The sequence below is a fragment of the Blautia argi genome, assembly GCF_003287895.1.
GTDB classification, from domain to species: Bacteria; Bacillota; Clostridia; order Lachnospirales; family Lachnospiraceae; genus Blautia; species Blautia argi.
Genome location: NZ_CP030280.1, coordinates 2843373 through 2855714 on the forward strand (window position 1 = coordinate 2843373; position 12342 = coordinate 2855714).

General features: G+C 38.7%; 12 protein-coding genes and 1 pseudogene. All 13 read right to left on the reverse strand.

Translation table 11 applies throughout. The features are described 5' to 3' along the window. Positions 1-3: 3 nt before the first annotated feature. The 13 genes and pseudogenes from DQQ01_RS13825 to tnpB all read right to left on the reverse strand — a co-directional run bounded on the left by DQQ01_RS13825 (position 4) and on the right by tnpB (position 12336). A complete protein-coding gene (locus DQQ01_RS13825) occupies positions 4-336 on the reverse strand; it encodes a rhodanese-like domain-containing protein (protein WP_111920486.1) in 333 nt (110 codons plus the stop codon). Between the two features lie 175 nt (positions 337-511). After that, positions 512-673: a hypothetical protein gene (locus DQQ01_RS15960; RefSeq protein WP_162624328.1), complete on the reverse strand. Its 162-nt coding sequence runs from the start codon at positions 671-673 to the stop codon at positions 512-514. Positions 674-964: 291 nt separating this feature from the next. Beyond that, positions 965-1396 (reverse strand): DUF1700 domain-containing protein, encoded by a 432-nt coding sequence (locus tag DQQ01_RS13830; protein WP_111920487.1) that lies wholly within the window; start codon positions 1394-1396, stop codon positions 965-967. Positions 1397-1497: 101 nt separating this feature from the next. After that, entirely contained in the window at positions 1498-2679 is a 1182-nt protein-coding gene (locus tag DQQ01_RS13835) for a pyridoxal phosphate-dependent aminotransferase (RefSeq protein WP_111920488.1), read from the reverse strand. 19 nt (positions 2680-2698) lie between these two features. Beyond that, the gene (locus DQQ01_RS13840; protein ID WP_111920489.1) at positions 2699-4432 is read right to left on the reverse strand and encodes an ABC transporter ATP-binding protein; all 1734 of its coding nucleotides are present in this window, start codon (positions 4430-4432) and stop codon (positions 2699-2701) included. Then, a complete protein-coding gene (locus tag DQQ01_RS18265) occupies positions 4429-4674 on the reverse strand; it encodes a DUF2399 domain-containing protein (RefSeq protein ID WP_111920490.1) in 246 nt (81 codons plus the stop codon). Before DQQ01_RS18265 ends, DQQ01_RS13840 begins: the two co-directional genes overlap by 4 nt. Further along, the gene (locus tag DQQ01_RS13850) at positions 4640-5596 is read right to left on the reverse strand and encodes a TIGR02677 family protein (protein WP_111920491.1); all 957 of its coding nucleotides are present in this window, start codon (positions 5594-5596) and stop codon (positions 4640-4642) included. The genes DQQ01_RS18265 and DQQ01_RS13850 overlap by 35 nt, the downstream gene beginning before the upstream one ends. A gap of 162 nt (positions 5597-5758) precedes the next feature. After that, complete coding sequence (locus DQQ01_RS13855) at positions 5759-6523, reverse strand: hypothetical protein (protein ID WP_111920492.1); 765 nt, start codon at positions 6521-6523, stop codon at positions 5759-5761. Between the two features lie 3 nt (positions 6524-6526). Further along, positions 6527-8104, reverse strand: a complete 1578-nt coding sequence (locus DQQ01_RS13860; protein WP_207657631.1) for an AlwI family type II restriction endonuclease — start codon at positions 8102-8104, stop codon at positions 6527-6529. Further along, entirely contained in the window at positions 8085-8996 is a 912-nt protein-coding gene (locus DQQ01_RS13865) for a Dam family site-specific DNA-(adenine-N6)-methyltransferase (protein WP_111920494.1), read from the reverse strand. Before DQQ01_RS13865 ends, DQQ01_RS13860 begins: the two co-directional genes overlap by 20 nt. Continuing rightward, positions 8986-10002, reverse strand: a complete 1017-nt coding sequence (locus tag DQQ01_RS13870) for a DNA adenine methylase (protein ID WP_111920495.1) — start codon at positions 10000-10002, stop codon at positions 8986-8988. The genes DQQ01_RS13865 and DQQ01_RS13870 overlap by 11 nt, the downstream gene beginning before the upstream one ends. Positions 10003-10244: 242 nt before the next feature. Further along, a pseudogene (gene tnpC / locus DQQ01_RS13875) lies at positions 10245-11921 on the reverse strand (IS66 family transposase). Between the two features lie 133 nt (positions 11922-12054). After that, positions 12055-12336, reverse strand: a complete 282-nt coding sequence (tnpB, locus tag DQQ01_RS13880) for an IS66 family insertion sequence element accessory protein TnpB (protein WP_162624330.1) — start codon at positions 12334-12336, stop codon at positions 12055-12057. Positions 12337-12342 lie beyond the last annotated feature (6 nt).

Here is a 12342-nt window from a genome sequence, read left to right on the forward strand (position 1 = left end):
TGTTTATTTTTTTATTCTACTATGCCCTGTGGAAAAATACAAGTTGGAACCTTGATAACATCGAATCCCTCCCACTACGGATTTCACCCGGAATCCCATCTTCATCAGGGATCTGGCTGCAAACAGGCTGGCGCTGCCCCGCTCGCAGTATAAAACCAGCAGCTTTGTCCTTGGAAGCTTCCGGCATATCTCCAGCTCTTCATAGGGAATGTTTACTGCTGTACAGAAATGACTTTCCTCATAAGCCTCCCTGTCCCGCAAATCTATAATCAACACATCATCTCTGTCCTTATAGGCATCTAATTCCTGTGCTGCAATGGTATCTATACTCAACATAGCTCTGTTTCCTTTTAGCTTTTACTATATCATATGTAGTTTTTGCTATACGCTCTCCTGAAGGCTGCAGTGAGGCGCATCAGCGACATACTTCCATTCTGTCGCAAAAAGCCGCCCCATAACGCATCTTTTGGGCGCTGTGGGACGGCTGATTACAAAAGGGGTGTACTCTGTTTTATTTATTTCTGTTCATGTTGTCTGCTGCATTTTTATCAGATGCCTTGTCAGATGTATGACAGTTCTGGCTTCCGTTATTCTGTGCATAGGAATTTTTTGTGTTGGAAGCACCTGCTTTGTTTTTATTTGTGCTATTTGTGTTGTTTGCATTTTTAGCCATTGTTGTTTCCTCCTGATTTCACTTTTTTGGTTACAGTCTTAGTATCCCTGTAATCTTCCAAAATATACGGAGAATCCTTCACAATTATATTTCCTATTTTTTAACAAATTTATAAGAAAAAAATAATATTATTGCATTTTTTTTCCTTTTATATTATAATATGGATTGTAAAAAGAATTTACCCTTCAAAAATTTTTTTTACATTATAACCCCTTATTTAATTATTTATACTCCCCTCGAAACACCCGGCAGCTCCCCTGTCGGGTGTTTCTCTTTCTTTTTTGTTTTCCCCTATCGCTTCTTAAGATAAGAAATCACCAGAAAAACAGCCCCTGCTGCCAGCGCTACAGGCAGAAGAAATATCACCAGGCGCACAATAAAGAACAAAACCGCAAAGGTAATGGCAATTCCAACGCAGAGGTATAAAATCCTCTTTGCAGTATCCGGGACTTTTGTATGCTCCCCCTCACAGGCTTCTGTCCGGCTTTCTTCATAATAATCCTGTTGCTGTGTGTTTCCGGAAGAAACTGTTGTATCCAGAATGGTTCTGGCAATTAATCTGGGATCTCCCAGCACATCAAGAATTTCCATTTCCGTCTTTCCCTCCCGGATTTCTTCTTCTATATAGGTTCTGTAATACTCCACATGCTGCTCTGTTTCCTGAGGCGTCAGGCGGCTCTGCAGAGTTTCTCTGAGTATTCTTAAAAATTCCTGTCTGTTCATAAATTTATCCTCTTATCCTGTTATACCTTTACATTTCCCTTTATATAGAATCATCTTATCATAGTTTCTCCCAAAAACAATGAACTTTTCTAAAAAGTTTTCTAAAATTCCTCTGCCAGTTTTTGGAAGCCAGGCATTGCATTTACAATGGTTTCATAGGATACGCAGTATGCAATCCGTACATACCCGGGACAGGCAAAGGAAGACCCGGGAACCAGTAGTATATGATATTTTTTCGCTGCCTCACAGAAAATCTTTTCATCTTCTACCGGAGATTTCACAAACAGATAAAAGGCACCCTGTGGTTTAATACAGGAAAATCCCAGTTCCCTTAAGCCATTATAAAGGGTTTCCCTGTTTCTGTTATAATAAGGCACATCTGCCCTTGCGTCCAGACATCTTGCCACTGCCTTCTGCATAAGCGATGGTGCATTGACATATCCCAGAATTCTGGTGGCAACATTCGCTGCTGCCTGAATCTCGCTGCCGTCTGCCGCCTCGTCCGGAATCACCAGATAACCAATACGTTCTCCCGGAAGAGAAAGAGATTTGCTGAAGGAATATGCCACAATCGTATTTCTGTAATATTTTGTCAGATACGGCACTTCTACCCCATCGTATGCCAGCTCCCGGTAGGGTTCATCAGAAATCAGATAAATATCACTCTGAAACCGGCTCTGCTTCTTCTCCAGAATGTCCGCCATTTTCTGAATGATTTCCTCTGAATACACCACGCCTGTGGGATTGTTTGGCGAGTTGACAATCACAGCTTTTGTTTTCTCCGTAATCTTTTCCTCCAGCTCTGTAAGATTGGGCTGGAAGGTATCTGTATTCGGACTGACAACCACTACCTTGCCGTCATAATTTGCCACATAGGAATTGTATTCCCCAAAATACGGGGCAATGACCATGACTTCGTCCCCGGGATTTAAGAGGGTCTTAAGTATTACGTTCAACCCCCCTGCCGCTCCCACTGTCATAACAATATTCTTCTGGTCAAAAGCAGTTCCAAACCGCTGATTTAAGGACTGTGCCACAGCCTCTCTGACATCTTCGTATCCACTGTTGCTCATGTAGCCATGAAGCATAAGGGAATCTTCTTCCTCCAGTTCCTTTAAAATTGCTTCCTTTACCTCAGCAGGCGCCGGAACATTGGGATTTCCAAGGCTGAAATCATAGACGTTTTCCGCGCCGTACTTTTCTGCCATTTTCTTTCCTTCCTCAAACATGGCACGAATGGCTGAGCTGTTATTTACAAGTTTTTTCATTTTCTCTGCTATCATAATAAATATCTCCCTTCCCTTATGCAAAGGACAGCTTATACAGACTGCTGTAAATACCGTTCTTTTTCATAAGCTCCTCATGGGTTCCTTCTTCTGCAATACCGTCCTCGGTCAGCACCAGAATTCTCTGTGCCTTGCGAATGGTGGAAAGTCTGTGGGCAATGACAAAGGTAGTTCTGTCTTTTGCCAGATTTTCCAGGGATTGCTGCACAATTTTTTCACTTTCATTATCCAGGGCAGAAGTTGCCTCATCAAAAATCAGAATCGGCGGATTTTTCAGAAAAACTCTGGCAATGGACAAACGTTGCTTCTGCCCTCCGGAAAGCTTCACGCCTCTTTGACCAATATCCGTATCATATCCCTGTTCCAATTCCATGATAAATTCATGGGCATTGGCTGCCTTTGCCGCCCGAATCACTTCCTCATCTGTAGCGTCCGGCTTTCCGTAACGAATATTTTCCATAACCGTGCCTGCAAACAAATATACGTCCTGCTGCACAATTCCTATCTGATTTCTCAGACTTTGCAGCTTCAGCTCTCGGATATCCTCTCCATCCAAAAGCACCCGACCTTCTGTCACATCATAGAAGCGGGGAATCAGACTGCAAAGAGTGGTTTTTCCTGCGCCGGAACTTCCTACCAGCGCCACATATTCCCCTGCTTTTACCTTTAAGTTCACATGGCTTAATACCTTTTCCTGCGTTCCTTCATAGGCAAAGGATACATTTTCAAAATCAATGGCGCCTTTTACATCAGACACCTCTTCTGCGTCCAGCGCATCCTGGATATCCGGGGCAACCGCCATAATTTCCAGGAAACGAGAATACCCGCTATATCCATTCTGGAACTGCTCGGTAAAGGTAATCAGCTTTTTCACCGGGTCTGTAAAGTTATTGATATACAAAAGCACGGTTACCAAATCCTCTACCGGCATTTCTCCTTTTGTGAGATAAAAGGCCCCTGTCAGCAGCACGGAAATGGTAATCAGAGTAGTAAATGCCCCCATACCGCTGTTGTAGGTTCCCATATATTTGTAGCTGAGTTTCTTAGAGTTTACAAACCGCTCATTTCCCTGGCGGAATTTCTTCATCTCTACTTTTTCATTGGCAAAGGATTTTACCACGCGGATACCAGAAAGACTATCCTCAATCTGGGTGTTAATGTCTGCAATTCTAGCTCTGTTTTCCCGGAATGCCCTTTTCATCTTTTTGTTAAAATAGACAGCGTAAAGAATCAAAAAGGGAATAAACAGAAATGCTGCCAAAGCCAAACGCACATTGATAAACATTAAAATTCCGAATGCGCCTACAAATTTAATAATGGAAATCACCAAATCTTCAGGGCCGTGGTGAAGCAATTCGCTGATATCGAATAAATCTGCTGTGATTCTGGACAACAAATGTCCCACTTTCTGGTTGTCGTAAAAAGCAAAGGATAATTTCTGATAATGGCTGAAAATCTCATTTCTCATATCCCGCTCAATACTGGCGCCCATAATGTGTCCGTAATAGGCAATGTAAAAGTTACAAAATGCTTCTATCAGCACCAGCACAATCATAAAAATTCCCAGCTTTACAATCATGTCGGTTGACTTATCTGACGGAAGGTAAACAACTGTGCTGGTAATATACCGCACAAGCAGCGGAATCACCAGGGTGATTCCTGCCCCGAGAATGGCAAAGAACATATCCGAAAAGAACAGTCCCTTGTAGGGCTTGTAATATCCTGCCAGACGTTTTAGTGTTTTTGTCATGGGTGTATCTCCTTTGTAAATAATATTGAATATGTATTCAGTATACGGCAGGTACGGGGCTTTGGCAATGCTGTTTGTAAATCCTCATGTTCCTTCCTGATAAATTTCCAGCATGGCTTCCTGATATGCGGCGCTGTTTTATACCGTTCCTTTAAGTTCTGTGCAATCAAAAGTCCTTCCGGGTCAAAATCCCCGGCATACCAGAAGCTATGATCTTCTTTCAGCAAATCTAAAAGAAGCAATGCGGCAAGCCTGGGCTACCCGCTGACACAGACGGCTGCACAGGCAGGCTGCTGATTGATGAGTCGTATCAAAAACCTTACCTGCTTCTGACTCCTGTCCCTCCTTTCCCACAAACCATTCTACCAGACTTTTCCATCTTCCACTTATTTTTTCATAAATCATCTGTTCCTCAACTTCCACATCAATACGCGGAATAGAAACCTCATAAGCTGTTACTCTTTCCAAGATTCTTCTCACAGCTCCTTTGTTTACATTTCCTAATTCCTGCTCAATGGCTGTCATATGAATCTGAAGGCTTTTGACAAAAGAGCGCAGATATTCCATAAGCCTGTCTTTAAACAGCAGGATTTCTCTGGTTCTCATCATTTCCTCTGCTTTTACGCTGTTTAATTCTCGCATATAGTCCTGATAATTCTGATTCAGGCGAATAAAATCATTGTTTAGGTCATTCCACCAGCTATACAGCTTCTCTTCTTCTTTTTCAGCCATTTCCTCTATTTTCCCCAGATTCAAACGGATTCGTTCCAAAAGCGTCGGCTCCAGGGAAGAGCCTTCTATAAAGAGATTTTCAAGCCGAATCACCATACGCTCAATTTCTACTGCCGTTTCGGAAAGCTGATACCGAAATTTCTTGTTTTTGAATTCTTCAATGGTGGTAACCTTTCTGGTATCCTGAATCGTCACCAAATTTCCCCAGGAAGTCAGGGCTGCCAGATCCTGCTGACACTGCTCCATGGTATATTCTTCAAAATACGGGTCTTCCTTTAATTCCTCAAAGACCTCCTCCTGATACAGCCAGTATTTCAGTTTTTCATACTTTAAATAAAAAAGCCGAATGATGGGGCGGTATCTGTCTGTGTTTTCCACATTCAGATATTTTGCCTCCAACACCGGCTTTTTCATCTTTTCCTGAACTCTCATATAGTATTATCCTCTGTAAAATATATTGGCAGACATCATAGATGTCTGATGCATTGTTTCCTGTTAAAGATAACATAAGCTGGTAAAAAAGTATAGGGGGAGTTTGGTGAAATTTAAATATGATTTTGTATTCTGTATTATATGTGATGTATCTTCTCAGAATCATGAATGAACGACAACTAGTTTTTCATTTTCTCTCTCCAGAATTGAAAAAAATTCATTAATATCCAAGCTTTTTGCCAAAGGAATAACTCTATAATCTGATTCAACCTTCACTTGACCTCCTGCTGGCATCAAATGTTTAATCTGATAATACTGTGAATCATTCATCATTTTCTTTGTTGCACCACCTGTAATAAATAATCTTACTACAGGCTTCTTTAAAAGATCCAGAAAATTGCGCTTATCACATTCATATAATACTCTCATATAATAATCTTTAAAAAATTCACACTTCTTGTACTCATTTGAATAAGGACCAATCACATCAAAATACTGCTCATCAAAAGTCTTTATGTTTTTTGAAAATATAGCAAAATCAATCCCATTACGCACACATGAAGATCTCACTTCTATTGTTTTTCCATTGTACAGTTTTAGATCTATTTGATTGTGTGAAGTATTATTTTTCGGTTTAATAATCAATTCCTTTCCATATCTCCACTTTAAGACTTCTTCACATGCATATTCTGCAATTAAACCAGATAGATTGTCTATTTCCACTATGCTTATTGATCTTACTTCTGAAGAGTTAGCCTGCCCAACATTTAAATTAGGGGCTATTTTTTGTGCATAGGAACAAACTCTTTTTAACCATCTGCTTTCTCTCTGAATATTTATTTCTAAACATACAAAATCTGTTCTGTCTACTGAGTTATGTATCCTATTATTTCTTTTACTATATTTTATAACATCTTCGCTATTCATTCCTCACTCCAACAGACTTGCTATCTTGTTTTCCCGTTTGATTTTTTTCAAAAATCTCTCAATATCATATGGGACAATATCCAAATCTTCTTTAAATTTATACCACTCTGCAATCTGTTTTGTATCTTCATGAATTATGGGTGCAACCAAAACAGAAAACGTCTTTTCCTGATTCTTCTTTTCTTCAACTAAATGTCTTCTTATCGGTATAATCTCATTATGTACCTGTTCCTGTCTGCCGCACATTAAGGTAACTTCTATCAAGCTCTGATATTCTTTATCCGAACACACGATATCTGCTTTTCCCCCTGATGCTGTATTCGTCGGCAATCCTTCATCGTCTACAGTATAATTGGGCATTACATCTAAATTTTCAAAATTCTGTACCATGGCAATGCTAGTTAAAAACTCTAATCGCACAGGTCCTGGCAATAATTTTAACATATAGTCTGTACTTGCTGTTTTATTGCATACTTTGCACAACTCTAAATATATTTCCTCTTTTGAATATTCTGCCGCAAATTTTTTTAAAGTTGCTTTCCTCAAGTCTGTTGTATCTGCCGGAACCGCACTTTTCATTTTTATTATAGCAGCATCCACTTCTCCAATATATTCAAAATATTCCTCCTTTGTTTCAAAGGCTCTATATTCCGAATATTTGTTCAAAATATAATCAATTTTATCAATTTCCCAGGCATTATAGTCTATAAAACGACCATGACCTCTTAAGGATATGATGCCAGTCGTGCGCATTTTACGAATATACTCGTCTACTGCTTCCCCACATATTTGTGAAAGTTTAAATCTATTACGCTGTTTATCAGATGCCCCCAATAGCTCCAGACAAATTTCATACATATATTCATCGCTATATGAATAACCAACCGTATTTCTAATTTCCTTTATTTTCTCATACAAAGATCGGGCATTATTATCCGGCCAACATATAAACAGGCTTAATTCTTGCCGAAAAACTCCTGCACCGTTTTCCTCTGCATCTTCCTTCAACAACCTTAATACTTGTAGCAACAGAATGAGCGGAACATTTGAATTTGCATTTTTTCTATATGGATTATTACTTTGATATTTCATCATTGAGTTAAGAAATACCATCTGTATCTTTTCTTCATTGGGCTCTTTTCCATTTATTGCATCAATCAACATATGGCCTGTTGTTGAAATTCTGATCGGTTCTCCCATAGCATATTTAACAAATCCAAATTCCATCGGCAATTTAAAGATTGTATCAAATCTGGAATCCCAGCCATATTCAAACCCAGCCTCTTTATGCCTTTGGGGACTTCTTTCAATTATAAAATCGATTTGAGCATCTGAATATTTTTCATCATCACTCTTTAAAATACAAGCCAAATCTGGAGTTCTTCTAACTATCACTGGGGTATATAACTTCTGTTTAATTGCATTATATATCACTTTCATAATTATATCATGCGTTAAGACCTGATTTTCATACGGTAACAAACAATTCAAGAATCTTACAATTCTATTGGGATTTCTCATAGTTGTCGAAAATGACAATGGTTTGCTCTCAGCTTTTCTGCTACGCATAATTTGTGACAAACACCTCCTGTGAATCGGCTTTTATCGTATTATCATTAAAACTAATATAATTACTCTTTATGTCATATGCAAAATATTTTTTCGACCACTCTAAAAATCTTTGATTTACCTTCCCTTTATGAGTAATCAAGTTTGTTATTCCAAATCTAATCCCTTTATCATTTAGAGCATCTAAATATTCGCATAACTCATCTTCTTTTTTTTCATTCCACAGTTTATTATATTCACTCATGGAAATCAAATAGGGTGGATCCAAAAACACATATGAACTCTTCCCAAACTCAATCTTTTCCAAAAAGGATATATAATCCATATTAAAAAATTCAATTTTATGTTTCCCGATGAACTCCAGGTAATTATTTAACGCTTGGTATACATTGTTATTAAAATCCACATTCCCCACAGGTAGATTAAAATCACCCTTTCTATTAAAACGAATCATATGATTAAATCCATATATCAGTAGTAGATATAATCTGAGAAAATCATCTTTTTCCGCATTAAAATCTCTTCTCATACGAATATATGCTTCTTTATTGTATTTTGAATAATAAGTTTTCACGTATTTCTTTTTCATTTCTTCTGGCACATAAATTCCACGATACGAACAAGATAAGCCATAAAAATCTATTATATCAAATAATTTTCCAAATAATTCCTCTGATTTACCAGTATAACTTCCTATTTGCTGATGCAGCTCTACAACATAGGAATCCACATCATTTAACATGTATGTATTTCCTTTGGAATTTAAAAAAGAACTGCCACCGCCCACAAATGGTTCTATATACTGTTCTATGTTCTTTGGCATTAATTCTTTGAGCTGCGGCATAAGCTTATATTTATCTCCCACATAGAAAAACGGAGACCTTATTATTTTTTTATTTTCCATCGCCTGTACCTACTTTCGTTATAAAAACAAATTCTTTATGATCACTAAATTCTGTCTTCCCAGCATTAAAACATTGATGTGACTTTTCATAAACAGTCGTCTGTCCCTTTAATGATAAAATATCTTTTATTTCTTCCAATGTAATTTTATTTTTCGAAGAACTGCTTTTTGAATTATAAGTGTTGTTATATGTAACAACGATATATTTCACATCAATATTTTTGATTAAATCAGCAAAAACCTCAGGAGCATTACTTCTGCAATAGTCACTCATATTTTCTGCTTGTGGCTTCAGCGCAACTCCTTCTAATCGAGGCTTTTTCCACTGAACAACATTTTCTAAAACATGATAAAATCTGCTATATTGTCGACTGTTATATGGAGGATCAATAAACGCAATGTCTGCTTTTATCTTTCGTACTAATTTATTTGCATCCATTCTATAAATAACAAATTTATCAGATGTTTTCTCTGCATTAATTAACTCATAAATGAATTTATCTTGAATATTATCTCTTTTTCTATATGCGTCATAATGCCCTACCGTATTTGCAATTTTATCCATTGAATACAATAAAGAGGCTAAAAGGATACAATATTCTCTATCTGTTAATCCTTCTTTTAATCTTTTAATTTCTTCTCTGATCTCGCCTATTAATTTTGCGTCATTATATGAAAAGTATTTCCCTCCAAAATTTTCCGAAAAATAATTATCCTTTAATTTACTAGGATTTATTGTTTGAAACTGTTTTTTATATTTTTCAATTACCTCTATATTGTACTCTCCGCTCCCCAAAAAAGCCTTATATATTATTTCATTCGAGAACAAAAAATCATTCATGATAACTTTCTTGTAATATTTGCTCATATGGACACTCACAATTCCTGTGCCTGCAAACACATCAAAAAAACTCTCTCCGTCACAATTATTTAATATCAATTCTTCTATCCAATCAAGTAGCTTATATTTACTTCCTGTATATCTTCTATTATTAATGTCATACATGTGCAACAGCCTCTTCCTTTACTTTTTAATTGTGCCTTCGATTGTTTTCTCTTAACTTATATGGTATATTATATTCATTTATTTAAGGAATTGCAAGCTTTTTCAGAACATTTGTTCTTCAAGGAGTCCAAAGCAGAAAAACTCCAAATTCATCTAAAGAAAATGAAAGATACCATTTCTTGATATATAATCATATTTTTGGTAAGCGCTTAATTTTTAGGTATGATAGAAAAAATCCCCGACTACTTTTCAGTAGCCGGAGCACCTTGACAATTCACATATAATTGATTTGATTCGTTTACACGATGTTCGATTTCAGCTTTGACAGTTTCGTTCCATGGAGCCAGAAGTTCTAATTCATCATCGCTCATCCTATCATTAGGCACTTTTTCCAGCAGATAAGCAAGATAGTGATAGACGTTTACTCCATTGGCTTTTGCCATTTCTACCATAGTGTACACAACAGCACTGGCCTGGGCTCCATTTGGTGTGTCACAGAACAACCAGTTTTTACGGCCTACTGTAAATGGACGGATCGCATTTTCGCTGAGATTATTAGAAAAACTGCAACGGCCATCTTCCAGATAGGTGGACAGATAGGAGCGGCGGTTCTGAATGTAGGTGACAGCTTTATCCATTCTGCTTCCACGGGCAGGGTTCTGCTGATCAAGCCACGACAAAAAGCCTTCTACTACCGGCTTTTCTTTTTCAAGACGCGCCTTTTTGATAGCATCGAAGGAAGAATACTTTGATCTGATCACATCTTCCAGATGGAAGAGCTGGTTAATGTACAGCATTCCCTGTACGGATGGCTGGGCATAATCCAAAGCTTTTCCCTTGGGAATGGCATCTGCCAGATATCTTCTGATGTGTGCCCAGCAGGCTGTGCGTTTGGCATCTGGAACTTTATTGTACCCACTATAGCCATCGCACATCAGATAACCCTTGAAGCCGTGAAGAAAATCTACAGCATTGTCTCCGGCTCGGGTTTCCGAATATTTATAGAGGATAATAGGTAGTCCTCCGTCTTCACCGCTGCGGAACAGCCACATATATGACTTTGTCTGAGCGCGGCGTTCCGGTTCATGCAGAACCTGAAGTGGCGTTTCATCTGCCATCGCGAATCCACGTTCCAGAAGTTTCCTGTGGAAGTATTCGTACATAGGAAGAAAAAACGCTTCGGAATTCCGGATCACCCAGTTTGCCATAGTAGCTCTGGTGAGCTCTACGCCATACTGTTTCCAGTCCTTTTCCTGACGGTAGTATGGGAGACCATTACAAAACTTCTGGTACATTACCCAGGCAACTGTTCCGGCAGAAGCCATTCCATAAAGCATATGGGCTCTGCCATCTTTTCCTTTTTTGATGACCGGAATATCCTGAAGTTTGCACTGCGGACACTCATAGTTCTTACTATAGTATTCATATACTTTCAGTTTTGCCGGTACAAAAACCAGCTCCCGGCGGACAAACTCTTCCCCGATTTCTTTCAGCGGGGTGCCACAGGCAGGGCAGAGTTTCTCTTCCTCAGAAAGTTCCAGATACTTTTTCTCAACAGGAACTCCCTTAAACCGTTCAGCATCTGTAGCTCTTGCTTTTCGTTTTTTTGCTGTTTTTTCCGGAAGAAGTGCTTCAAGATCCTCTGCTTTTGCAGCTTCTGGATCCTGTTCCAGTTCCGCTTCATTGAAAAAGTTTAACTAGCCTGGAATATCGATGGTTCTTTTTTCGCTGGAGGTGCCAAACAGTTTTTTACGGAGAAGGTCTATCTCTTCTTTCAGGTTATCCCGTTCCTGGGTAAGAGCCTCTTCCCGTTTATTGGCAGCATCGACAGTTGCCTGAAGTGTTTTTATCATCTTTTTGAGATCGTTTATCATGTCCTTCAGCTCACGGAGCTGGATATCTTTAGAACCGTCTGCCACTGCTTTTTCCTCCTGTTTCTGATGTTTCCATTATACCAGAAAACAGGGACTTTTCCCAGCAAAACAGCGGATTTACCAGGACTTGAAAGTGCTGAAAATACAGCGAAAAATGCGAGTTTTATGTGCATCTTTTTCATGTTGACTTAATCGCTTTTGGCTGCTCAATATCAAGGCCGGACATCAGCCAGTCGAACTCCCGCCATGTAAGATTCCGGACTTCAGATTTATTCCTGGGCCACCGGTAAGATCCCTGGGCGGTCAGCCTTTTATAGATCATAACGATCCCGTCAGGTTCTTTTAAAATGGCTTTGATACGGTCGCATCTACGGCCGCAGAAAAGAAAAAGTGCATGGTCAATATCCATCGAAAACTGTTCCTGGATAATCGCACACAATCCATCAATGGACTTGCGCATATCTGT

Bases quoted from the DNA above. Each gene is read 5' to 3' on its own strand.
- DQQ01_RS13865 (WP_111920494.1), bottom strand. From the start codon at position 8,996: ATGGAAAATAAAAAAATAATAAGGTCTCCGTTTTTCTATGTGGGAGAT.
- DQQ01_RS13870 (WP_111920495.1), bottom strand. From the start codon at position 10,002: ATGTATGACATTAATAATAGAAGATATACAGGAAGTAAATATAAGCTA.
- DQQ01_RS13825 (WP_111920486.1), bottom strand. From the start codon at position 336: ATGTTGAGTATAGATACCATTGCAGCACAGGAATTAGATGCCTATAAG.
- DQQ01_RS13835 (WP_111920488.1), bottom strand. From the start codon at position 2,679: ATGATAGCAGAGAAAATGAAAAAACTTGTAAATAACAGCTCAGCCATT.
- DQQ01_RS13840 (WP_111920489.1), bottom strand. From the start codon at position 4,432: ATGACAAAAACACTAAAACGTCTGGCAGGATATTACAAGCCCTACAAG.
- DQQ01_RS13850 (WP_111920491.1), bottom strand. From the start codon at position 5,596: ATGAGAGTTCAGGAAAAGATGAAAAAGCCGGTGTTGGAGGCAAAATAT.
- tnpB (WP_162624330.1), bottom strand. From the start codon at position 12,336: ATGCGCAAGTCCATTGATGGATTGTGTGCGATTATCCAGGAACAGTTT.
- DQQ01_RS13855 (WP_111920492.1), bottom strand. From the start codon at position 6,523: ATGAATAGCGAAGATGTTATAAAATATAGTAAAAGAAATAATAGGATA.
- DQQ01_RS13830 (WP_111920487.1), bottom strand. From the start codon at position 1,396: ATGAACAGACAGGAATTTTTAAGAATACTCAGAGAAACTCTGCAGAGC.
- DQQ01_RS15960 (WP_162624328.1), bottom strand. From the start codon at position 673: ATGGCTAAAAATGCAAACAACACAAATAGCACAAATAAAAACAAAGCA.